General features: G+C 43.1%; 19 protein-coding genes and 1 riboswitch. Of the genes, 4 read left to right on the top strand and 15 right to left on the bottom strand.

All coding sequences use genetic code 11. From position 1 onward, the window contains the following. Nucleotides 1–45: 45 nt before the first annotated feature. Together FDP09_RS15265 and FDP09_RS15260 are read right to left on the bottom strand one after the other, a co-directional pair. Complete coding sequence (locus FDP09_RS15265; RefSeq protein ID WP_137403498.1) at nt 46–384, bottom strand: DUF6660 family protein; 339 nt, start codon at nt 382–384, stop codon at nt 46–48. A 73-nt stretch (nt 385–457) separates the two neighbouring features. Next, complete coding sequence (locus FDP09_RS15260) at nt 458–835, bottom strand: response regulator (RefSeq protein ID WP_137403497.1); 378 nt, start codon at nt 833–835, stop codon at nt 458–460. A 390-nt stretch (nt 836–1,225) separates the two neighbouring features. Here FDP09_RS15260 and FDP09_RS15255 point away from each other — a divergent pair, with 390 nt between their 5' ends. After that, complete coding sequence (locus tag FDP09_RS15255; RefSeq protein WP_137403496.1) at nt 1,226–1,999, top strand: glycerophosphodiester phosphodiesterase; 774 nt, start codon at nt 1,226–1,228, stop codon at nt 1,997–1,999. 55 nt (nt 2,000–2,054) lie between these two features. Here FDP09_RS15255 and FDP09_RS15250 read toward each other — a convergent pair whose 3' ends face one another. The 8 genes from FDP09_RS15250 to FDP09_RS15215 form a co-directional block, all read right to left on the bottom strand. Next, nucleotides 2,055–3,230, bottom strand: a complete 1,176-nt coding sequence (locus FDP09_RS15250) for a BamA/TamA family outer membrane protein (RefSeq protein WP_137403495.1) — start codon at nt 3,228–3,230, stop codon at nt 2,055–2,057. 303 nt (nt 3,231–3,533) lie between these two features. Next, complete coding sequence (locus FDP09_RS15245; protein WP_137403494.1) at nt 3,534–5,246, bottom strand: acyl-CoA dehydrogenase family protein; 1,713 nt, start codon at nt 5,244–5,246, stop codon at nt 3,534–3,536. A 567-nt stretch (nt 5,247–5,813) separates the two neighbouring features. Then, nucleotides 5,814–7,109, bottom strand: a complete 1,296-nt coding sequence (locus FDP09_RS15240; protein WP_137403493.1) for a TRAP transporter large permease — start codon at nt 7,107–7,109, stop codon at nt 5,814–5,816. A gap of 2 nt (nt 7,110–7,111) precedes the next feature. Next, a complete protein-coding gene (locus FDP09_RS15235; protein ID WP_137403492.1) occupies nt 7,112–7,606 on the bottom strand; it encodes a TRAP transporter small permease in 495 nt (164 codons plus the stop codon). Continuing rightward, nucleotides 7,599–8,606 carry a TRAP transporter substrate-binding protein gene (locus tag FDP09_RS15230; RefSeq protein WP_137403491.1) on the bottom strand — a complete coding sequence of 336 codons (1,008 nt, stop codon included), beginning with the start codon at nt 8,604–8,606 and terminating at the stop codon, nt 7,599–7,601. Before FDP09_RS15230 ends, FDP09_RS15235 begins: the two co-directional genes overlap by 8 nt. Before the next feature lie 3 nt (nt 8,607–8,609). Then, nucleotides 8,610–9,278: a bifunctional 4-hydroxy-2-oxoglutarate aldolase/2-dehydro-3-deoxy-phosphogluconate aldolase gene (locus FDP09_RS15225; protein ID WP_137403490.1), complete on the bottom strand. Its 669-nt coding sequence runs from the start codon at nt 9,276–9,278 to the stop codon at nt 8,610–8,612. 18 nt (nt 9,279–9,296) lie between these two features. Then, nucleotides 9,297–10,292: a sugar kinase gene (locus FDP09_RS15220; protein ID WP_137403489.1), complete on the bottom strand. Its 996-nt coding sequence runs from the start codon at nt 10,290–10,292 to the stop codon at nt 9,297–9,299. Between the two features lie 42 nt (nt 10,293–10,334). Next, on the bottom strand, nt 10,335–10,532 hold the full coding sequence (locus tag FDP09_RS15215) for a hypothetical protein (RefSeq protein ID WP_137403488.1): 198 nt from the start codon (nt 10,530–10,532) through the stop codon (nt 10,335–10,337). A gap of 185 nt (nt 10,533–10,717) precedes the next feature. On the opposite strand from FDP09_RS15215, the gene FDP09_RS15210 reads away from it, so the two are divergent. The 3 genes from FDP09_RS15210 (at nt 10,718) to FDP09_RS15200 (ending at nt 15,927) form a co-directional block, all read left to right on the top strand. Further along, nucleotides 10,718–12,364, top strand: a complete 1,647-nt coding sequence (locus FDP09_RS15210; protein ID WP_137403487.1) for a UxaA family hydrolase — start codon at nt 10,718–10,720, stop codon at nt 12,362–12,364. 704 nt (nt 12,365–13,068) lie between these two features. Next, a complete protein-coding gene (locus FDP09_RS15205) occupies nt 13,069–14,454 on the top strand; it encodes a 3-keto-disaccharide hydrolase (RefSeq protein ID WP_137403486.1) in 1,386 nt (461 codons plus the stop codon). 123 nt (nt 14,455–14,577) lie between these two features. Continuing rightward, a complete protein-coding gene (locus FDP09_RS15200) occupies nt 14,578–15,927 on the top strand; it encodes a Gfo/Idh/MocA family protein (RefSeq protein ID WP_137403485.1) in 1,350 nt (449 codons plus the stop codon). A 393-nt stretch (nt 15,928–16,320) separates the two neighbouring features. On the opposite strand, the gene FDP09_RS15195 is transcribed toward FDP09_RS15200, so the two are convergent. The 5 genes from FDP09_RS15195 to FDP09_RS15175 all read right to left on the bottom strand — a co-directional run bounded on the left by FDP09_RS15195 (nt 16,321) and on the right by FDP09_RS15175 (nt 24,656). Further along, entirely contained in the window at nt 16,321–17,640 is a 1,320-nt protein-coding gene (locus tag FDP09_RS15195) for a Gfo/Idh/MocA family protein (RefSeq protein ID WP_137403484.1), read from the bottom strand. Nucleotides 17,641–17,664: 24 nt separating this feature from the next. Then, the gene (locus tag FDP09_RS15190; protein WP_137403483.1) at nt 17,665–18,654 is read right to left on the bottom strand and encodes a formylglycine-generating enzyme family protein; all 990 of its coding nucleotides are present in this window, start codon (nt 18,652–18,654) and stop codon (nt 17,665–17,667) included. Nucleotides 18,655–19,860: 1,206 nt separating this feature from the next. Then, nucleotides 19,861–20,814, bottom strand: coding sequence for a methylenetetrahydrofolate reductase [NAD(P)H] (gene metF, locus FDP09_RS15185; RefSeq protein WP_137403482.1), 954 nt, complete (start codon nt 20,812–20,814; stop codon nt 19,861–19,863). 84 nt (nt 20,815–20,898) lie between these two features. Continuing rightward, nucleotides 20,899–23,607, bottom strand: a complete 2,709-nt coding sequence (gene metH / locus FDP09_RS15180) for a methionine synthase (protein ID WP_137403481.1) — start codon at nt 23,605–23,607, stop codon at nt 20,899–20,901. A gap of 5 nt (nt 23,608–23,612) precedes the next feature. Next, nucleotides 23,613–24,656 (bottom strand): homocysteine S-methyltransferase family protein, encoded by a 1,044-nt coding sequence (locus tag FDP09_RS15175; protein WP_137403480.1) that lies wholly within the window; start codon nt 24,654–24,656, stop codon nt 23,613–23,615. 63 nt (nt 24,657–24,719) lie between these two features. Next, nucleotides 24,720–24,821: riboswitch (SAM riboswitch) on the bottom strand. Nucleotide 24,822: the final 1 nt, after the last annotated feature.

The raw sequence follows: 24,822 nt of genomic DNA, 5'->3' as shown, positions 1-24,822 counted from the left end.
CCACTGATCATCTCAAAAGGGAAAACACACACTATTGCCAACAGCTTATCCGAAGTAAGTAAAGGGAGAAAAACCTTTGGGCGGTTTCAAAAAATCAAAAGAATGGATTCCTTTGAAATTATTAAAAAGTGAAGGATGTATGGATGTAAATTGCCTGACAAAATTCACTTGCGGCTTATCACTTAGCACATAATGAATATGACAGCAATGGCACACACATAGCGGGGAACAGTGGTCCTCATCGGAGTCATGGGAATGACCTTGATTCTCCAATGCCACCACAGTATCCTGATTTTCAGAAACCATCGTCTGATGTTCATCAGCACATGGAAGTACGACCAACACCAGCAAGTAATATCTCAATATGACCTGCATGACTTTCATCTGAAACAAAGTTACCAAATTTAGCCATGCAATAGGTTTGCAAGTCCAATATTTAATGTAATTAACTGGAGTTCTATCTTTGATTTTCGGGAGAAATCAAAATTTCATCGACTTTCTTGACCAAATCTTTTGCTTTGAAGGGCTTGGTCAAAATGGTAGAGTTAGCGATTTCACTGATGTCCTTCTCAAAATGTACCTGAGAATACACATCGGAAATAAACATTACTGGAATTTGATGACACTCACGCATTATATTCACAGCCGCCGGTCCGGAGGCTTTACGCTCCAAAAAGGCTCCAATAATGAACAAATCTGGCTCAAATAGATTTATAGTATCCTTCAAGTCACTCACGTCATCTATTTCCAAGAGCTTATGGCCTTCCATTTGAAGGATTTCCCGGATATTATCAGATAGACTGTTATCTATCTCAAGGATCAGTATTTTGGACATACCTTACTAATTACGGTGATTAAGTGTCAATCTTTATCTGATCGGATTCGGCGAATCAAGGAGCACAAGTAAAGGATATTCTTGTGGATGGGTGATTTGTATCCAATACTTAATTGCTTTAGGGATATCATCCCAAATCACAATCAAACTTTTTAAACTTACGAAACAAAATGCATTTTAAGATCATTGAATAGATAAAAAACGCCTTTGAACATGACAAGGTAACGGATTTTTAATTTAATGTTAATAAGCTTCAAGGAATATGACACCTAAAAGTAAGCTTGCTAGAGTAGATTATTTTTATATTAATTATTTCCTGGAATAATTAATAACTTCTGTTTTTAGTTAGATTTACTTGGAATTATTTTAATATTAGAACTATCATCATTCATGAAAACGTTAATTACTACTGTTTTTCTTTTCACATTACTTTTGTCCTGTACATCAAAAATGGATTTTCATCACAATAAGATAATTGCACACCGTGGTGCTTGGAAAAATTTAGACCTTCCCCAAAATTCGCTGGCTTCCCTTGAAAGGGCCGTGGAGTTGGGTTGTGAAGGTTCTGAGTTTGACGTGTGGATGACAGCTGATAGTGTGTTGGTGGTAAACCATGACGCCGATTTTGAAGGCTTAATTATTGAGGAATCTACTTATGAACAACTCCTTAGCAAGAAGCATAATAATGGCGAAAGCATTGCAACGGTAGAAGAGTACCTGAAAAAGGGCATGGAACAAACTACTACCAAGTTGATTTTTGAGATAAAGCCTTCAAAAATAAGCACTGAAAGAAGTGAATACATTGCTGAGAAGTCCGTTAGGACCGTACAAGATCTAAATGCCGAAAAGTGGGTCGATTATATCACCTTCAGCTATGAGGGTGGGCTACGTGCCATAGCGCTTGATCCTACAGCTAACGTTGCATATCTAAGTGGAGATAAATCCCCGGCAGCACTAAAAGATGCTGGATTCTTTGGCTTTGATTACAATATTAAACTGCTCCGTCAAAAACCAGAGTGGATTAAAGAAGCACAAGCGCTGGGATTGACAGTAAATGCCTGGACGGTAAATAACAAAGAAGATATGCAGTGGCTATTACAACAAAATGTGGACTTCATCACTACTGATGAGCCAGAAATGCTCTTTAACCTGATCAATGAATAAGCGCGGATCCTCCTTCTGAAAAATTTTCCTTAACCATACATCATTGCATGGAGCATTAAAAAGCCTCACCAATATAAATGTAAAAACCGTGGCCCTCTTGGGTAAAAGCAGCATCAATTCGCGTATAAATATCCTTGGAAGGGAACAACAAAAACCGAAGTCCAGCACCTGCCGACCACACTATTTTATCGAGCGACAGGTTACTGAAGTCATCAAATACAGTTCCTGCTCCACCGAAAACGGCTGCGCCTATCCGTTTGGAAAATCCTAAAGGCAAAGGTAGGAAACGCATTTCCACCTGTGTGGTCAGGTAGTTGTTGTCCCGGTAACGACCATAGTAATATCCCCGCATCATACTTTCTCCGCCCAGAGCACTCATCATATTGAATGGAACATTTCCTGTATTGAATTGACCAAACAGCTGAGCGGCCAGGACATTGTTTTTGCTGACTGGGCGGTAGATTCTATTGTCCGTGATGATCGTGGCAAATTCATATTTACCGGCCCAAAAAGGGGCATATTTGATATAGGCCAATTCCGAAAACAGTCCGTCACGGACATTGAGCACGTTATGCCTATTATCATAAACCAGCCCGACCCCCAGTCCTAGATTTGTAGAACCTTCTGCCCCCACTGGATAGTCGATATCTCCACCTTCCTCTTTGGGATTGAATTCAACAGATCCGAAGTTATTCAGGTCGAGTTCCATACCCAAATAGAAGTCCTTCCTCAGTTTACGTAAGACCCGTTCCTTGATCAATACTTGACGGGAATCGACCACTGCCATATACTCCTTCGGTGTATCGGGACCGATTCCATAATAGTACATGGGAAATCGCTGAAAGCGGAGTTTGCCAAGAAAAAACCAATCCTCCTTGTCACTATAGATCGCATGATCAAACCATAATCCATATTGGCCTTCCAAAGTAAAAAATGTAAATCCATTGATCTCACTTAGCCGATTGGAGGTGTCCCTTTTTGCATAAAACACATATAAAGAGCTCAGCCCAATCTCCCAACTCGTCTCAGGAGCATAAGCCAGTGTGGGATAAAATAAAAACCTAGGTTCGGCGACATCACTGGTATCATTGATCAGCCCATTAATATATCGATAAATAAGTCCTCTTTTTTCAAGTTTGTTAGAGGATTTTCGAGGATCATTTTCTTGAGCTTCTGCCATTTCAATACTAAAACAGCCTACTAAAAAGAAAATTAGAATGTTTATTTTCATCCAATTATCATAAAAGGTTGGGTTAATAACGCACCTTCAGCCCTTATGGTTTATAATAGTGTTGAAATAATTTCGAAAAATAGTTCATCTTCCTCCCGGGGAATCCGCTTTTAAACTAATAGTAGAGAGACATCAGCCTGAGCTGAGTCGAAGGCTAGACATTGGACCTTGACTTTATTTGGCGAAAGAGACAGGTCCGCTCGGTCTGACTATTTTTGCCTGGATTAAATAACTTCATGGGGTTAAAAGTGATTTCCCTGATCTTCCTCCGCTGAATGACCAAGATCAAAAGCAATGCATCACTTAAAATCCCCAAGCAATCATCCTGATGATCTCCTCAGTAGTAATTGGAGATTTAATCAATTCTTTTTTGTCCGACAGGGCCTGCCTAAGCCAATGGATGGTGGGACGTATCCAAGAAGCACTTTCGCGGTCTTCTTGATTAATAAGCATTCCTAATTGGATATAACGAGTGATCTTTTCAAAAACCTCCTTTGAGTTGTATTCCGCGGTTTCCCTATCGACCACTTCTAAGGTGTCTAGCTGGCCCAAAACATAATTTAAGTTTGCTAGTTCCTTTTCCATGCCGGACTTTCTGTTGAGGGCATCCTTGGTTTGGTTGACAAGTCTTTCGAGCCCCTCTCCTTTTGCATATGCCCTTAAAGTGTCCAAGACCATCATATTACTGGTTCCCTCCCAAATAGGCAGCACCAGACTATCACGCATAAACTTTGGCACCACCCCTTCTTCCATATATCCCAATCCACCCATCAGCTCCATGCATTCGCGAATGCCATACACGCTTGTTTCTGCAGTTTGCTTCTTTACCATAGGAATGAGCACACGGAGCATGCTCCTATATTCTTCCTCTCCACCTTCTAACTTATCCAACATTCCGATCGTCTTCCAAGTAAGGTAAAAATCAGCTACATAGCGAGAAGCCAATTCATATAATTTATTCCTTACCAGCGCATGTTCCAGTGCCTTTTTTCCAAATGTTTGTCGATAGCATAAAAATTGGTAAGCTTCGATCATGCATCTTCGGAATCCAGCGATCGAAATGACCGCATTCCAAAGCCGGGAGAGATTGATCATTTCGGTCATGATCTTAAAACCTTCACCTTCATTTCCTATGATGGTCGCTTTGGTATCCTTAAAAATTATTTCTGCCGTCGCCATTGATTTCACCCCCATTTTGTCCTTAAGCCGGACATAATCCATCCTTCCGACTTCCTTATCAAAAGGTGTGTTTTCTACCAAGAAAAGTGATAATCCCTGGGTTCCTTTTATAGCAGCATCCGTTCTAGCCAGTACCAGTTTAATCTCTGCCGATGCATTGCTGCAAAACCACTTTTCCCCGTTGAGAAGGTAAGTAGCGTCATCGACTTTTTTTGCCAGCACTTGGTTAGCGCCAACATCTGATCCCCCCGATTTTTCGGTCAGGAACATGGCTCCTGTATAGAAATCATCAAAATCGGCGGTATAAATATGCTCGATCAATCGCTTACTGTCCTGCGGCGGCAGGTGCTTATCGAGGATTGTAGCAGCACCATCGGTCATGCATAGAGGACAAGATACACCACTCTCTCCCATTCCGTAAATAAAAGCCAAGCTAAACCCCATGCGGTGTAGTTGATTTTTATACTCCATCCGATATTTGGGATGCCACTTTATGCTAAGAATGCCCTCGTTTACAGCGATTTTTAGTAATTTGTTATAAGCGGGATGATAGACGATTTTCTGAATGTCCCTGCCAAAAAGATCCCTTCTGATTAGCTTTGGAGGATTTTTATCAGCGGCTAAGGAAAGTTCATCCATATCCATTGCAGCAGATTTACCCAGTCTGCTTAGACGTGCCTGGATAAATGACCAGACATCTGATGAAAATTCCTTTTGTAAAAAATGAACGAGGATCTTATCGCTCACAAAATAATTTTTACTCGACGTGAAGTCATCCTCTACCACTTTGGTTGTAGAAAATACATTGTCTCTGGAAAAGCTCAGTACATCTTTCATAATTCAAAAATCAGGGATTCACATAATGACCTAATAAGCCTAAAGATAAGTTATGGACGGGTATATAATTGGTGGTAGCAATCGAAATGGACTACAGTAGTATTCAACGATATTGAAATACTAACGTTTTAATTGCAAGTACTAAATGACATCTGTGGTAACAATAAAAATCCCAATCATCCAAGGCCTTTCTTCGTGGTACCCCTATCGTTTGAATGAAAACTTAATCAAATTAAAATAGGCTATTTGCACGAAAACTACTTAAATATAGCAATTTCATGCGCAATTAGGTACTATACCATATATTTTTGGTGCGTTTAACCATGTCATTTGGAAAGTACATGTTGGGGGTCATGTCGCTAATGACTAGAAATCCCCGTGCTAAGCAGAAAGTGCACAAAAACAGTTGGTTTGAAGCTATTGGCGGATATAGTCAAATGCATATTTCGGTCTTGATTCCGGGATGATACACCGGCTATAAAAAAAACCATTTGACTCTTCAATGAATTGAAAAGCCAAATGGTTGTATGATTTCTATTATCAGTTTTTGTAAACTAAAAAAGGATATTATAATCCAAAAAGGCTTGGTAACCAAAGGGTCATTTGTGGCCAAATGGTAATGATCGCCAAACCAATAATCATGGCTATAAAGAAGGGAAGTAATGGCCTGACCACTTGGGCAATGGAAGTTTTGGCCACTCCCACCCCGATAAAGAGTACCGATCCCACAGGTGGTGTACACAGTCCAATACATAAGTTCAGCACCATAATGATACCGAAATGTACGGGGTCTATCCCCAGTTCTGTAACCACAGGCAAGAAAATTGGCGTAAAGATCAGTACCGCCGGTGTCATATCCATAAATATTCCAACAAAAAGAAGGATTAAGTTGATGATAATAAGGATCACAAACTTATTATCACTCAATGACAAAAGCACTGCACTAATCGATTGGGGGATATCCTCACTGGACATTACCCATGACATCGCCATGGATGTAGCGATCAACATCGCCACTACTGCTGTGGTGGCAGAAGATTTTAGCAAAATAGCAGGTAAATCTTTCACCTTTAGTTCTCCATAAAAAAAGGAAAGTCCAAGGCAATATAACACCGCAATCGCAGAAGCTTCTGTCGCAGTGAATACTCCCATCACAATACCACCGATCACAATCACCAGTAAAGTCAAACTAGGTGCCGCTGAAAAGAAAACCCTACCGAGTTCTTTAAAAGAAGTACGTTCACCTGCTGGTAATTTATGCTTCCTGATGAAATATGCCGCAGTCAACATCAAAAGTAGCCCCATAAAAAGCCCTGGAATATATCCTGCTATAAAAAGCGCCGCAATAGAAACGCCACCACTGGCCAGCGAGTACACAATCAAGACATTTGAAGGTGGAATTACCAATCCCGTGGTAGAAGAAGTTACGTTTACTGCTACCCCGAGTTCTTTGGGATACCCCTCGTCCTCCATTCTTTTTCCCAAAATCCCTCCAAGGGCAGACGCTGCCGCGACCGCAGATCCGGCGATCGCACCAAAAAGCATGGCTGCAATAACATTTACATAGAGTAGTCCGCCGGGAAGCCTTCCTGTAAGCGCTTTGGCCAGATTAATGAGTCTATTGGCAATACCTCCCTTGTTCATTATCTCCCCTGCCAAAATGAAGAAGGGAATCGCCAATAGCGAAAAACTGTTCAGTCCTGCCCCCATTCGTTGGGCGATGGTCGTCATAGAAGGCACCGCTGCCACCGTCACCATCAGCGTCAACAAGCTGGAAAATCCTAAGCTCCATGCCACCGGAACCCCCAATCCCATCAGGGTGATAAAACTAAGTACTAATATGATTATAGTGATGTATTCCATGATTATGATTTTGGGTTTTGGTGAAGAAGGAGTTTGATATCAGACAATTGATAAATCAGGATCAAGACGCCACTAATCGGTATAATGGTATAAACATATGCCAAGGGTATTTGTAAGGTAGTGGATTTTTGCCCCAGCATATACGTGATGTACACCAGGTTACTGCCACCAAATATCATGACCGGAACGGAAAAGGCAATAATGATAATATGAATAAAGATCATCAGATTATTCTTGGCCTTGCCCGTAAGCTTGGAGGGCAATATATCGATGGCCAAATGTTCGTTATGTCCTGCCACATATGCCGCACCCAGCATCCCCAGCCAGATCAATAAAAACCTGGCCAATTCATCCGTAAAAGAACTTGGTGATTGGAAAACATATCGGGATAGCACCTGCCAGGTCACATTAATGACCATTAGTGTCATGATAGACATCAGTACGTAACCCACATTATGGTTTATACGATTCTTGAGTGAATTACTTTGGTTATTCATGGTTCCTTATCTTTTCTATGATCTCGTACATTTCTGGCTGTGTTTGCTTGATCTGCTCATACATGGGCTCTACCGCCTTCCTGAAGGGTTCCTTATCCGGACGGGTAATGGTAACTCCTTCCTCTTCCAAGATCCTCATGCTCTCCTCCTCTGCTTCCGCCCAAATTTTATACTGGAATTTGGAAGATTCATCCGCAGCTTCCTGAAGCCATTGCTGTTCTTCCTTGGTAAGCCGGTCCCACACCTTGGTGCTGACGATCAGCATATCCGGCACTGCCGTATGTTCGTCCAGTGAATAGTACTTACAGATTTCATAGTGTCTGGAACTGATGACACTGGGAGGATTGTTCTCGGCCCCATCGACAATTCCCTGCTGAAGTGCCGTATATAGCTCTCCCCAAGAAACCGGCGTAGGTGACCCACCAAAGCTATTGACCATGTTAATGGCCGTATTACTTTCCATCACCCTGATTTTTTTTCCAACTAAGTCCTCAGGGCTTTTCACTGGCTTGTCTTTGGTATAAAAACTTCTGGAACCAGCATCGTAAAAGCAAAGGCCTTTAAGCCAGAATTGGGTACCTTCATTTAGCAACATCTTGCCAATTTCACCACTGAGCACTCGCTCACGATGCGCATTGTCCCTGAAAAGATAAGGCTGGCTAAGTACTTGAATCTTAGGAGCAAAACTTTCCATAACGGCAGAAGAAACCTTGGTCATACCGAGGCTTCCGATTTGCAACAATTCCACCAATTCTCTTTCATTGCCCAATTGGGCATTTGGATATACCTTCATGGTCAATTGACCGTTAGATTTCTCTTCCAGGCGGTCTGCCATGTAAAGCATCGCCTCATGTACCGGGTGCTTGGTGTCAAGCCCATGTCCAAGTTTGATCACCTTTTTTTCACCTGGACCACCACATGAGATGAAAGACAATAAAAAACTGGATAACAGTACACTAACAAGAAAATTGGGTCTATGGTAATTGATTAACTTCTTCATGTACTATTGGGTATTTCTAATCACTTGAATAGTATTCAGCGCATCCGAAATCTGTTTTTCGAGTGCATCAAATTTCTTTTGGCGAATCCAGTCCTTCTTAAACAACTGAGATCCCATTCCCACACAGGTAACCCCTGCTTTAAACCATTGGCTCAGGTTTTCTTCAGTGGGCTCTACCCCACCCGTAGGCATGATTTTAAGGGAAGGAAGCACAGCTTTTACCGCAGCAATAAACGATGGACCAAGTACATTGCCAGGGAATGCTTTGATGACCTGTGCGCCCATCTCTTGCGCATTAAAAATCTCCGTAACGGTACCACAGCCAGGAATCCAGAGGATGTTGTTCCGGGTAGAAGTTACGGCTACATTCGGTATAAGGGCTGGAGAAACAATAAAATCTGCACCTGCCTCGATAAAGTCTTCTACCTCCTTCGGGGTAAAAATGGTGCCGATACCTAAAATAAGCCCCTTGTGCCTACTTGAATAGGATTTTAACTCACGGAAAACCTCCAGCGCATTCTCACCCCTATTGGTGAATTCAAATACGCGAACACCTCCATTGTACGAGGCATCCATTACATTCTTGGCTACTTCCAGATCACTGTGGTTGAAAACGGGGATCATCCCTGTTTTTTCCATTGCTTCAATGATCTCATTATTGCTAAATTTCATATGATATTTACTGATTAACTACCTTAATAATTTTCCTACATTTTCCCCTTTTACCAACTGAGCTACTTCGTCAACAGATACAAAATTGGCATCTCCTGGAATGGAATGTTTCAAGACAGAAGCCGCTACGGCAAACTCCAATGCCTCTTGGTCATCCCCAGTCAGCAATCCATAGATCAGCCCTGCCATATATGCATCGCCTCCTCCTACTCGGTCCACAATGTGCGTCATGTCATAGCTTTTGCTCTCTAATAGTTCCTGACCATTCCAGAGTACACCAGAAAGCCCATTATGGCTGGCACTAATGCTTTTTCGATGAGTGGTTGAGACATATTCAATTGACGGACATGTCTCTTGCGCTTTTTTACAAGCTGCTACATAATCACTCTCGTGAATGTCCATGCAATTTTCAAAATCCGTCAGTCCGGCAATGATCAAATTGGTCTTGCCGATCAGACCGGGCATAATATCCAGTGGCTGTTTGCCATACTGCCATAGGTTCCTACGGTAATTGATGTCGCCACTTATTTTGACTCCAAGTTCACTGGCCGCATCGACTGCTGCTTCACAAATCTTCGCTGCAGAGGCCGATATTGCAGGCGTGATCCCTGTCCAGTGAAACCAATCCGCTCCCTCAAAGACTTTTTTCCAATCAATGGAAGCACCATCAAAATTGGCAAATACGGAATCAAAACGGTCATAGATAATTTTGGATGAACGCTGCATCGCCCCATTCTCCACAAAATATAGCCCCATTCTCCCTTCCTCAAAAAACACATACTGTGTATCCAAACCTGCATAGCGCAAATACTGTAGGGCGGCTTTTCCGATATCGTTATTGGGAAACGCTGTTACATGTGCGGTGGATACTCCCCAATTGGCAAGCGAAATTCCGACATTGGCCTCAGCTCCGCCATAAACAATATTATACTGATTACTACTGACAAATCTTTCATGGCCCGGAGTAGAGAGTCTCATCATGATTTCTCCGAGCGTGATTACTCGCTTATTCATCTATCGGTTATTGGTTACTGGTTATTTAAGTCATTTAATTTATTAATTGTAATAATGGTCGATTTTCCAAGAGCCTAAAATCCTCTCCCCGACCAGCTGCTGTACCTTGAAAATCAACATTCTTATTGCACTGAACACGGTAGAAACAACACCTCCATGAAGCACGTAGCGGTATGCAGCCCCGTTTTCATCTACCGAATTAAGCCCAAATAAATTTCCAAAAAAAATTTTATGGATCATTTTCAGAGATCCCATTAAATTTTTCTTTCTATTAGATCACTCAACTGGTGTTTCATTTAGACAAAGGACTCCAAAACCGATTAAAATATTTTCCAAGAAGAAAAAAACCGGAATTTTCATTTGCATTAGCATTTTTTTGCCTAAATTGTGCAATCGATTGCGCAATATAATAAATTTTAATTCACATGTTACATAAAATCTTAAAGATTCACCCAAAAGATAATGTGTTGGTGGCATTGACTGACCTTAAGGCTGGTGAGAAAATTGAGTTTGAGGGAAACGATATCACACTTACACATGATGTTAAGGCAAAGCATAAATTTGCAGAAGGTGAATTTGCCACTGATGAAGATATCTATATGTATGGAATCATCTGTGGCAAAGCCATGCACCATATCGCAAAGGGTGAAGTATTGACAACCCAAAATGTAGCCCACAAAACCTCAGAATTTACCGGAGTTCGGGATTTCAAACCTTGGAGTGCCCCCGATGTCAGCAAATGGGCTGATCGTACCTTCATGGGCTACCATCGCCAAGATGGCCAAGTAGGAACTGCCAATTACTGGCTAGTAATACCGTTGGTGTTCTGTGAAAACAGAAACATCGAAATCATGAAAAATGCTTTTGTTGAGGAATTGGGATTTGCCAAGCCCAATAAATACAAAAGCTTTGTAAAGCAAATGAAGGACCTTTATACCCAAGGGAAAAAATCGGAAATCGAAGCCCTAAATGTGGAAACGGCGGAAACTGAAGGTGAATCACGCATTTTCAAAAACATTGACGGCATCAAATTCCTTACACACCAAGCGGGCTGCGGTGGAATCAGGCAGGATTCAGAAATGCTATGTGGCCTAATTGCCGGCTACATCAACAATCCCAACGTAGCAGGGGCCACTATTCTTAGTTTGGGATGTCAAAATGCACAACCTTCTATCCTGAGGGAAAAATTGGACAATATCAATCCAGAACTTGAAAAACCAGTGCTCATTTTGGAACAGCAGCAAGAAGGCACTGAAAACAATCTGCTGACCAATGCCATTCAAAAGACCTTCCTCGCCCTTACCGATGCAGACCAATTGGAACGCAAGCCGGCGCCATTGAGCAAGCTTACCGTTGGTTTGGAATGCGGCGGATCAGATGGTTTTTCGGGCATCTCTGCCAATCCATCCGTGGGACACGCCTCCGACCTGGTGGTGGCCTTGGGCGGAAAAACGATCTTATCGGAATTCCCAGAACTCTGTGGTGTGGAGCAAGAGCTGATCAATCGTTGTACGACCGACAAATCAGCAGATAAATTCGTATCCCTCATGCGTGCTTATGCGGCTTCAGCGGAAGCGGTGGGATCGGGTTTTGATATGAATCCAAGTCCAGGAAATATCAAGGATGGACTGATCACCGATGCCATGAAATCTGCTGGTGCTGCCAAAAAAGGAGGGACCTCCCCTATTGTGGATGTGCTGGATTATGCAGAATACGCCCAAAAGCCTGGCCTGAACTTATTATGTACCCCAGGAAATGATGTGGAAAGTACTACTGCCATGGCCGGTTCTGGCGCTAATGTCATTCTCTTCACTACAGGATTGGGAACGCCAACCGGTAACCCGGTAACTCCGGTGCTGAAAGTAAGCTCCAACCACATTTTGGCTGAAAAGATGGACGATATCATCGACATCAATACGGGGGGCGTCATCTCTGGAGACAAAACCATCGATCAGATGGGGGAAGAAATCCTGGAACACATCATCGAGGTCGCCAGCGGCAATAAAAAAGCCAAAGCACAATTGCTAAACCAGGACGACTTTATCCCTTGGAAAAGAGGAGTGTCGCTTTAATAACCTAGATGAAAGACTCCAAATAAGAGACTTTTGGATTAACATTATAAAAAACGCCTTCGGGCGTTTTTTTTTTTGCATTGAACCCGATTTTAATGCCGTTTAGTTTATTATGTATTTGGAAATATGTGTGCGATCTTTTTTCCTTGGGCAGTTATTTTTCTAGCTAAATTCCTAGGTGTTTTCATCCCTTTACCTTTGTTACTTTTTTGCTTCAGGTCAAATAAGTAACCCCCAAAAAAAAACGCCGCTACGCCACGGCGCACAGGTGTGCATCTATCGGTCTAAAATTAAAACCTTCCCTCGTGCAGGCAAACTCCTTCTTTTTAGCAGCCAACATTCTTTTTGGTCAGCATTTCGTCAAACAAGCCTGCCTTTTTGCCCGCCCGCATTTTAAATTTCTTAACGCCCAATACCTGCAAGGCGGATTCAGTTAATAAGTCCCATAAAGGTATCGCTTCCATTTGACGGCCCTTGAATAGCCTAATTACGGATCAAACTGAAAAATGGCGTTCATTCTGTTTAATGGTGAAATCCGGAGAAATTTTATTAATGGGAAGAAAGAGGGAAAGCATATAATCACATCCCAACCTCACCCCCTGCTTCTCGGAATCGATTTCGTAATTAAACTACTTACAATATTTGACAAGCAGGGATTAAATCCTCATTTTTAACATGCTAAAATTAATAAAACCAAGATAAACATGTTTAAGAAATTATCTTTCCCACTTACCCTTGTTTTAAGTGGAATAATTTGTTTTTCCTGCGAGCAGAAAAAAGAAAGCACTGCCACTGCAGACGGATGGACCTCACTTTTTGATGGTGAATCACTAGAAGGTTGGAAAGCCCTGGGTGGCGAAGCAGAATTTGTTATTGAAGACGACGCCATCGTGGGTATTTCTAAAGTAAATACACCCAATACCTTTCTTTCTACGGAAAAGGTCTTTAGTGATTACATTTTGGAACTTGATCTAAAGATAGAGGATGAGACAAGCAATTCCGGTGTAATGACGAGAGGACAGTACAATGCTGAGAAAAACCGTGTTTTTGGCTATCAAGTAGAAGCAGACCCCAAAGAAAGAGCTTGGTCAGGAGGCATTTATGACGAAGCCCGACGAGGTTGGTTGTATCCACTGAGCTTAAATCCAGAAGCCAGAAAGGCCTTCAAACTCGGCGAATACAATCATTACCGTATTGAGGCGATTGGCAATGAAATCAAGACATGGGTAAATGGCCAGCCGGTTGCCTATGTGATGGATGATATGGACAGTCAAGGTTTTATCGGCCTGCAAGTACACAGCATCGGAAGCAACCCTGACCATGCTGGAAGAAAGACCTATTTCAAAAACATAAAGATCCAAACAGAAAACCTTCAACCGAAGGCCTTTGAAAAAGGACATTATGTGGTAAGTACCGTGGACAATAAGCTTACTGAATACGAAAAAGAAGATGGTTGGAAATTACTATTCAACGGTAGCAGTAACGAAGGCTGGAGGTCTGCAAATGGAGAAGAATTTCCCTCAAAAGGATGGTCGATCAGTGATGGTGTCCTGTCGATTGCAGAATCTGACGGTAGTGAATCCCAATCCTATGGAGACATCGTGACAAAAGACACATACAGTGCTTTCGACCTTTCTTTCCAGTTCAAATTGACCGAAGGAGCGAATAGTGGTGTGAAGTACTTTGTTACATTGGATGAGAAGACCTCTGGTTCGGCCATCGGCCTGGAATACCAAATCCTGGATGACGAAAGACACCCGGATGCGAAAAAAGGAAAAGATGGTAACAGAACCCTTTCATCACTCTATGACCTGATCACAGCGGACAAACAACCCCGGTTTACCAAAAAAATCGGCGAATGGAATCAAGGAAGAGTGGTCGTTTATCCAAACAACCATGTAGAGCATTATTTAAATGGCATCAAGGTGCTGGAATATGAAAGAGGATCCAAAGAGTATCGTGACCTGGTAGCAGGTAGTAAATACGCTAAATGGGAGGATTTTGGTGAGGCTGAGGAAGGACACATCCTTCTCCAGGATCATGGAAACCTCGTAAGCTTTAAAAGCATCAAAATAAAAGAATTAAAATAAACCACTAGCAACCAATGCTATAAGCTAACTTTCAAATGACCCTGACGCAAATTTGCGTATGCAGGGTCATTTGATTTTAGCAAGCCCCTACCCAAATTAATCTATTGAAAATCTAAAAACCTTATGAAAAAGAACAACAATAGGAGAGCATTTATAAAGAAATCAGCCCTTGCCACGGCAGGAATTTCGAGCTTAGGAGCAATGGGTTTCAGTGCAAAAAGCTACGGCAAGATCATGGGTGCAAATGATCGGCTGAATGTTGCCATCTGTGGCTTGGGCAGACGATTAGGAGCCTACTATGATCCCATTTCAATCCCCCAATCCAATGTTAACCTGGTCTATCTCTGTGATGTCATGAAATCACAACGTGAAAAAGCGGCAAAGAATTTCTCCAAGCGCATAGACCATACCCCAAAGCTGGAAAACAGTATCTTTAAAGTGATCGAAGACCCTGAGGTGGACGCTATCATAAACGCTACGCCCGATCACTGGCATGCACCGGGTACTTGGATGGCTGTAGAAGCTGGAAAGCACGTTTATGTAGAAAAGCCTTGTAGCCACAATCCCCGTGAAGGTGAATTGCTGGTAGAGTACCAAAAGAAATACAACAAAGTGATCCAAATGGGTAACCAACAGCGATCTTCGTCCCCATCACAAGAAATCATCAATGCCATACATAATGGTGAAATTGGGAATCCTTACAAAGCCACCGCTTTTTATTCCAACGCAAGAGGTGAAGTCATCAATCCAAGCCCTGCTCCCGTACCGGAAGGCCTGGACTGGGACCTCTTCCAAGGCCCTTCACCACGAAAAGCGTACATGCACGATACATGGAATTACAACTGGCACTGGTACGGTTGGGATTTTGGAACGGCAGAAACGGGTAATAATGCCACACATGAACTGGATATTGCCAGATGGGCACTCCAAGTAGAATTCCCTAACCGTGTCATGGTAGATTCTGGAAAATACCACTGGCCAGAGGATGGCTGGACCATGTACGATACCATGGATGCGGTCTTCAAATTTGAGGGCAATAAAACCATCCAATGGGATGGTAAGAGCCGGAATAGCTTGAATACCTACGGCGGTGGCAGAGGAACCATCATCTATGGTACGGAAGGCTCTGCATTCATCGACAGAAGCGGCTATAAGCAGTACGACAGAGGAGGTAAATTGGTGAAAGAAAACTATGGAACTGGATCGGAAGCCGGTACTGCCCTGGGTGGTGGCGGTGATGTATCCACCACACACGTTTACAATTTCTTCCAAGCCATCAGAGGAAAAGAAAAGCAAAATTCCCCAATTGATGAAGGAGCTAAAAGCACCTTGTTGTGCCACTTGGCAAATATCGCTTCCCGTACAGGTGAAGTCCTAGAGTGTGATACCAAAAATGGCCATATCACCAATAGCAAAGCTGCCAAAAAGCTATGGTCTAGGGATTATGAAAAAGGTTACGAGCCTACTATTTAAATAGTATTTGGCACATAGTTTTGGATCATGCCATGGCGCTATAGGGTCATGGCATGATCTTTTTATTTGCTATGGATTGAAGTATTGATTTACTGCCTACGGGCAATTTTTCCATCGTCCACTTATGATCAGTTGTCCTCGTGATCCCTCCAGTTATGCTAAGGGACTAATAAACTTGGGCCTGTGGCTCACTAAATTTATTAGTCCGCAACCACCCTTCCTAAAAAAACAATCCGGTTTATACATTAAATTATTCTATCCGATATCAATTTGCTTATCCTTTTATGCGAATAACCGTATAAGCGGCTTAAGATTTTTAGCGATAAAAGAAATCCCGGACAAAATGAATCATCCGGGATTAAACCTGATATTGTGTACTTACTTAGGGCGAAATCAAACCACTTTGGTTTGTCCTGGTATGGCATGAGGATAGATACCATTGTCATCCGGCAATACTTTTGGCATTGCATCCCAGGTAAATTTTTCCGGCATCAAGTCAATCTTGGAGTTAAATGCTTCATCCCATGAAATCTCCTTACCAGAATAAGTCGCATTCCTTCCTAAAATAGAGGTCATGGTACTCATTGCCGAACGCGTAGCATCCTCATAAAGGTATTCGCCCTTCACAATTGCTGCAAAGAGCTTATTGTGTTCCTGCTGATAAGGGTTGATATTGCCTTTTCCATCATGATCATACAGAGAGCTCCCGTCAAGGGCTGTCAGTTTCCCTACATTTCCTGCATTCATATACGCCCGTCCTTTGGTACCTGTAAAGGATTCATCGACTTTATTGAAAGCACCAGGGAAATGACGGCATTCACTGTCGATCACTGTACCATCAGCATAGGTAAATCGCACTGTGTGATGGTCAAAAATTTCACCGGTGTCCAATCCGGTACGAACCATTCTGCCACCAGTACCTTCTGCTTTTACAGGATACCCGCCTTTTATCCAGTTGGCGATATCAATATTGTGCACATGCTGCTCGGTAATATGGTCACCACAGAGCCAATTGAAATAATACCAATTACGCATTTGGTATTCCATTTCGGTTTGCTCAGGTGTCCTCGCCCTTGTCCATACTCCTCCTCCATTCCAGTAAACATGTCCTCCGACAATATCCCCAATCGCTCCATCTTCTATCCGCTTGATGGTTTCGATATAATTATCTTGGTACCGACGCTGGAGCCCTACCACTACATTGAGTCTATTTGCTTTGGCCTGCTCGGCAGCGGCAATCACCCTTCGGATACCGTTCGCATCTGTTGCTACGGGTTTTTCCATAAAGACATGTTTTCCTTGACGGATCGCTTCTTCAAAGTGAATGGGACGAAAACCTGGAGGAGTGGCCAATAGTACCACGTCAGCCTCTGCTATTGCATCCTTATAGGCATCGAAGCCTACAAATTTTTTATCTTCTGTCACAACTACTTTATCAGTGCCTATTTTTGAAGATAAGGCTTTATAGCTGTCGTCCAGCCGGTCTCTAAAAGCGTCGGCCATGGCCACCAGTTTAATATTCTGATCTGTACCGAAAGCTTGGAATGCGGCTCCAGTTCCTCTACCACCACACCCGATCAAGGCGATTTTTATTTCATCACTCCCTGAGGCATATGCGCCGGGGATGGAAAAGGGACTAAGCATCATTCCTCCTGTTACTAAAGCGGAGGTCTTGAGGAAATCCCTCCGAGGGTTTTTATTTTTTAGGTCCATTGTATATGAATAGGTTTTATGTGATTAATAGTCATCAATTGGCGCTTGGTCATAATAAGCCATAATTTCCTCCTCAGTGGGCCGTACCAATGGTCTTACCACCCGCAGGCCCAAAAAAGGAGCTTCTGGAAACCACCAGCGGCTTTTGGGAATTTGTGGATCGATCTGCTTCCATGCTGGATTTGATGCAAAACGACGGCTGCTCCTAAGATCAAGGGCCTCACTTACATAACTTCCCCCTCTGATGACCCTCGGGTACAATTCCTCTGAAGTCTGTTGTGGGTTCTCGTCCACATCTGTCATTTCCGGGTATTGGGGAACATACGCATCGTTGGTCCATTCCATGACATTGCCATAAATGTCGTATAATCCCCACGGGTTCGGCTTTTTCTCGCCTATTTTGTGTGTGGTCTCTTCACTATTTTCAGCAAACCAAGCATAATCTGCTAATGCAGTTTGGTCTTCGCCAAAGAAATAAGCAGTACTCGCGCCAGCCCTGGCGGCGTACTCCCATTCTGCTTCGGTGGGCAATCGGTAAAATTTCCCTGTTTTGGTATATAACCATTTACAAAACTGAATAGCTCCATATTGGGTCATGCCAATAGCGGGCTTGTCTTCCTTACCCATACCAAAAGTCATGTCCAAATAAGGTGTGGTGGGCCTGGTCAAGCCATCTACTTCCGGTGAAAGGGCTTTTTGACTCACGGAGGCCTCGTAGTTTTTATTTAAGAATAATTCAAAAATATCCCAAGTCATTTCATGCGTCCCCATCCAAAAGGCGTCCACGGCTACTTTCCGCTGCGGGCCTTCATCTACTTTTCTTCCCTCTTCTTCACTGGAGCTTCCCATAATGAATTCTCCTGCAGCAATCGGAGTCATCCCAAAAACCAAATCGGTATTTGGAATCTCTTCTGTATATGGGTCAAATGGTTCCGAATAAACACTGCTGTTAGTGTTAAAAAACAAAATACTACCTGCTACTATAGCAGAAACTACAAACTTATGAAGTAACATATAGGGTTAATGGGTTATAAATATTGGTCTCCAATATAGCAACTTTTTTAAAAAGCGACTTCCCACTCATATAAAAAATGAAAGGAAATGTTTCTCGGAATGTTTTCCAATTGAAACAAAAAAATTAAACCCATTGAATTCGAAAGAAAAATCCTGGGTAAGGAAAGTAGGAAGCCTTATGTGAATGGTTTAAACCCAAAATCAATGCCGTTTAGTTAGTATGTACCTGGAAATGTGGGTTCTATTGTTTTTCTGCTAAATTCCAAGATGGTTTTCATCTCTTTACCTTTGTCACTTTTTTGCTGCAGGTCAAAAAGTGACCAAAAACCCCCGCCGCTGTGCAGCTATTACCCTAAAATTAAAAGGTTCTATATGATTTACTATGGGTAACTATTACTTTGCATGTCAAATTCTAGCTTGCCTTTCATCTTGTTGCCTTGTTACTTTTTTCCTTCAGGTGAAAAACGTAACCAAAAAAACCCGCTGCGGTGAGCTATATGACTAAAATCAAAGCCAGCACTCACGCAGGCAAACTCCTCTATTTGTGCAGCATACCAATTTTTTGTACTGATTCACGTCAAACAAGCCTGCGCTTTTTCCAGCCCACTTCTTTGATTTCTTAACGTCAAATACCTCAAGGCAGAATAGAAAATTGCCCACTGAAAAGGAACATGAATCAACATTAATTTAACCGGAATAATATCTTTACCCTCTATAATCCATATAGAGCCAATTAAAGCCTTCCCTCATGCAGGCAAACTCCTCCTTTTCTAGCAGCCAACATTCTTTTTGGCTAGTATTTCGTCAAACAAGCCTGACTTCTTGCCTGCCCGTTTTAAATTACTTAAGGCCCAATACCTGCAAGGCGGATCCATTTTGTACATATTTTAAAAGGCCATGGATTAAAATAATAACGCTCTCAATAGACCTTCCGTATTGGAAAATATACTTAACTAAACGGCATTAAACCCAAAAAATCTACGCTACAGCGCACAAGTATTCCGGCCTAAAACTGCTTTATAAATCAGTCGCTTCGGTGCTGTTTTCGATTCTACCTAGCATGAGACAGGTTCACCATCCGCAGCGGTGGATGCCTCAGTCTCCAAACAGCTTGGGTCTCTTACAGTTTTAGCCCTCATTACGAATACTATTGCAAAATCCAAGATTAACGGTGCCCTCATAAGTCCTGCCTCTCAGCAAGTAAACCTAAAAAACAGCACTCGCCACTTTATGAACCGTACTGGCCTTGCTCATGGTGTAATAATGCAGGCAAGGCACCCCAAAATCAATCAGTTCCTTGCTTTGCTGTATGGCCCATTCGATACCTACCTGTCGAACCGCGGCGTTATCTTTGCATTTTTCCAATTCATCCATCAATTGGTCCGGCAAATCCAAGAAAAAGATACTCGGCAACACCGTGATTTGTCGTAAAGTCGTAATCGGCTTAAGACCAGGGATGATCGGAATGGTGATGCCTGCGTCTCTTACTTGCTTGACAAAATCAAAATACTTCTTATTGTCAAAAAACATTTGTGTCACGATGTACTCAGCACCTGCATCTACCTTGGCCTTAAGGTATTTTAAGTCAAACTTGAAGCTGGGAGCCTCAAAGTGCTTTTCAGGATAGCCAGCAACACCAACACAGAAATCAGTTTGGAATCCTGTTTCTGTTTCCTCATGCAAGTATTTACCATGGTTCATCCCGACAATCTGCTGCACCAATTCATTGGAATAGCTGTGACCACCTTCCTCTGGGATAAACCTTCCTTCCGATTTTGGAGCATCACCACGTAGGGCAAGCACATTTTCCACACCAATGAAGTTTAGGTCAATCAGCACATTCTCGGTTTCCTCCTTGTCAAACCCACCGCACAGGATATGAGGGACAGCATCCACCTTAAACCGATTCATTAGCGCTGCACAGATTCCTACCGTACCAGGACGCTTGCGGGTGCTTACCTTTTCCAACAATCCGTTGGCATGTTTTTTATAAACATACTCTTCACGGTGGTAGGTAACATCTATAAATGGTGGATTAAAATCCATCAAGGGAGATATCCCATCCAACATTTCATTTAAACTTTGCCCCTTCAGTGGTGGAAGGATCTCGAAAGAAAAAAGTGTCTTTTTTGCTTGGTTGAGGTGTTCTGTTACTTTCATCGGTTAAGTAAGGTTGATATCGTATAACGCAGCACCGCTTTCAGAAAAACAGTGCTGCAATGGTTAATCGATTTGAATTCGTAATTATTCCAATACAGGATTTAAACGGGGATTGTAAGCTAAATTAGGCGAGAGCCATTTTTCTGCTTGTTCCTTGGATACTCCCTTTCGTTTTGCATAACTCTCCACTTGGTCTTCTCCTATTTTGCCCAACCCAAAATACTTGCTTTCTGGGTGACCAAAGTAAAAACCACTGACAGAAGAGGTCGGAAGCATAGCAAAGCTATCGGTCAATTCCACACCAATGCTGTTTTGGGCATCAAGTAATTCAAAAAGGGTCACTTTTTCTGAATGTTCAGGACAGGCAGGATAGCCTGGCGCAGGCCGGATGCCGGCATAGGCTTCTTTGATCAAGGCGTCATTGTCAAATTCCTCGTTGGTGGCATAGCCCCAAAGATCTTTCCGGACCACTTCATGCATGTACTCTGCAGCTGCTTCGGCCAGTCGGTCACCGATGGCTTTGAACATGATTTCATTATAGTCATCGCCTTCTGCTTTAAACGCGTCCACTTTTTTGTCCATATTCAATCCCGCGGTAACCGCAAACCCACCAAAATAATCCACTTGTTCAGGATGAAGGTAATCCGCCAATGAACGATTTGGTACTCCTTTGCCTTTTTTGCCTTGCTGACGAAGGAAATGGAAAGTGGTGCCGGTTTCGTGCAACTGCTCATCCAAGATCGACAAGTCATCCCCGCTTCTCCTGACGGGATAGAGGCCTACGACAGCCTTGGCTTGCAGCCAATCTTCAGCGATGGCCTTATCCAACATGGCATTGGCTTCATCAAAGAGCTTTTGGGCCTGTTCGCCGACCACATCGTCTTTAAGGATCTTGGGGTACTTTCCAGAAAGCATCCATGTACTGAAGAACGGCGTCCAGTCGATGTATTTTCTTAACACATTGAGGTCCAGATCACGTATAGTTTTCCCCAGTTTGACAGGCTTCGCAGGAGCATAATCCTTCCAGTCAATTACGACCGGATTTGCCTTCGCCTCTTCATAAGTGGCCAATTTTTTGGCCTCTTGCTTGGCTTGGTGACTTTCCCTAAGCTCTGCATAGGTAGCCTTTATCTTTTGGTGATAGGCTTCCTTGGTCTCTTCACTGATCGCTTCCCCTGCCACTGGAACAGACTTGGATGCATCCAATACGTGAACCACCGTGCCACTATAAACAGGGTCAATTTTTACAGCAGTGTGAATCCTACTCGTAGTGGCACCACCGATCAGCAAAGGCAGCTTCAATCCCTGTCTTTCCAGCTCGGATGCCACATTCACCATCTCATCCAATGACGGCGTTATAAGCCCACTCAGACCGATAATATCCACATCATTCTTAATGGCTTCATCGATGATCGTCTGTGCATCTACCATGACCCCTAGATCGATGATCTGGTAGCTGTTACACGCCAAGACCACTCCTACGATATTCTTGCCAATGTCATGGACATCACCTTTTACAGTAGCCAGCAGGACTTTTTTGATCGAACTCTTCTCCTCGTTGAAATCGGCATCACCGGCCTTGGGCATAAAGGGCTCCAGATAGGCCACTGCCTTTTTCATCACCCGAGCAGATTTCACCACTTGTGGCAAAAACATCTTACCTGATCCAAAAAGGTCACCCACGACGTTCATCCCGTCCATAAGAGGGCCTTCGATAACTTTTAGCGGACTCCTTAGGTTTTGGCGGGCTTCTTCAGCATCACTTTCGATATGATCTATAATTCCTTTTACAAGGGAATGCTCAATTCTCTTTTCAACAGGCTCAGCACGCCAAGCTTCGCTGGCCACTTCTTTTTTTCCACTGGATTTTACCGTTTCAGCAAAGTCCAAAAGACGCTCTGTAGCATCATCTCTTCTGTCCCAAAGCACATCTTCCACATGCTCCAATAGGTCTTTCGGAATATCATCATAAACTTCCAGCATGGCGGGGTTGACAATTCCCATGTCCATTCCATGCTGGATAGCATGGTACAAAAACGCCGCATGCATGGCTTCACGGACCGGGTTGTTTCCCCTGAAAGAGAAACTCACATTGCTGACACCGCCACTTACCTTGGCACCTGGCAGATTTTCTTTTATCCATTTTGTGGCCTTGAAAAAGTCGATTGCATTGCTTCGGTGCTCTTCCATTCCGGTGGCCACGGGAAAAATATTAGGATCAAAAATGATGTCCTGGCAATTAAATTTTACGACATCCACCAATATATCATAGCTACGCTTGCAGATATCTATACGACGCTGGTAAGTGTCTGCCTGGCCATCTTCATCAAAGGCCATGACCACCACAGCGGCACCAAACTTCTTGATGGTTTTGGCTTGATGGATAAATTCCTCTTCGCCGTTTTTCAAGCTGATGGAGTTGACAATGCCTTTGCCCTGGATACATTTTAGGCCAGCCAAAATAATGTTCCATTTCGAGCTGTCCACCACAATGGGGATCCTGCTGATCTCAGGTTCTGAAGCGATTAAGTTAAGGTACTTCACCATGGCTGCTTCACCATCCAGCATTCCTTCGTCCATACAGACGTCGAGGACCTGTGCCCCACCCCTTACTTGGTCAAGGGCTACCTCCAAGGCCTCATCAAATTGTCCATTGAGGATCAAACGGGCGAATTTCTTTGATCCGGTAACATTGGTTCGCTCACCTATATTGACAAAATTCAATTCAGGTGTAAACACCAATGGCTCCAACCCTGATAATTTGAGCTGGCTATTTCTAATATTCTTATCCATTCCCACTATTCTTCTTCTAATATAAACGCTAGTTTCCTGGGTTTGTACTTTTTACTTACTTCCGATATCACACGGATGTGTTCTGGGGTAGTGCCACAACAGCCCCCCAAGATATTGATCAATCCATCCTTGAGAAACTCTTCTACTTGTTCGGCCATTTCCGTAGCGGTTTGGTCATATTGACCAAACTCATTGGGAAGTCCGGCATTGGGATAGGCACTAACATAAAACGGTGCTTTTTCAGCCAATACTTTTAAATATGGCCTTAGTTCCTTTGCCCCCAAAGCACAATTCAGCCCAATACTCATCAAAGGTACATGCGAAACCGAAATCAAAAAAGCTTCGGTCGTCTGTCCACTCAATGTCCTCCCGGAAGCATCCGTGATAGTTCCGGAAATCATAACAGGGATCCCTCCTTCTTCTGGCAAAAGCGGCATATCCTTTTCCTCAAAGACCTCTTGGATGGCAAATAATGCTGCTTTTGCATTTAATGTATCAAATATGGTTTCCACCAAAATGATATCGACACCACCATCCAAAAGCCCCCTCACCTGCTCTGCATATGCTTCCGCGAGTTGATCAAAATTAATGGCTCTGTAGCCGGGATCATTGACATCTGGGGAGATAGAGGCTGTCCTATTGGTAGGCCCCACTGCCCCAGCCACAAAACGAGGCTGATCTGGTGTCTTCTGACTATAGACCAAGGCTGCTTCCTTGGCAATTTTTGCCGATTCTACATTGAGTTCATATGCCAAATGCGAAAGGTCATAATCTTCTTGAGCAATAGAGGTACTGCTGAATGTATTGGTCTCGATGATGTCAGCACCGGCTTCCAGGTACGTATCGTGAATATCCCGGATAATCTTGGGCCTGCTCAATGACAATAAATCATTATTGCCTTTAAGTGCTTTGGGGTGACCGGCCAGAGCAGGCGTCCTGAAATCATCCTCCTCCAAGGTGTACCGCTGGATCATAGTGCCCATGGCACCGTCCAAAATAAGGATTCTCTTTTCAACTTGCTGAAGTAATATGTCGGTTCGTGTATTCATGCGCTCATTAATAGTAAGAAAAGCTGTACCGAGCAAAGAACCGATAGAAAAACAATAATCTACCGCTCATCTTTTCCTGACAAGCTCAGGATGGGAGTTAGCACCTTGTCTGATCAGGTTGCTAAGACGTCATAGGGCCCTTCCCTCGGTCTTTCTCGATAAGCAA

This window comes from Echinicola rosea (genome assembly GCF_005281475.1).
GTDB classification, from domain to species: Bacteria; Bacteroidota; Bacteroidia; order Cytophagales; family Cyclobacteriaceae; genus Echinicola; species Echinicola rosea.
The sequence above is the reverse complement of the archived record's forward strand: the minus strand, read 5'-3'. Positions and strand labels throughout refer to the sequence as shown.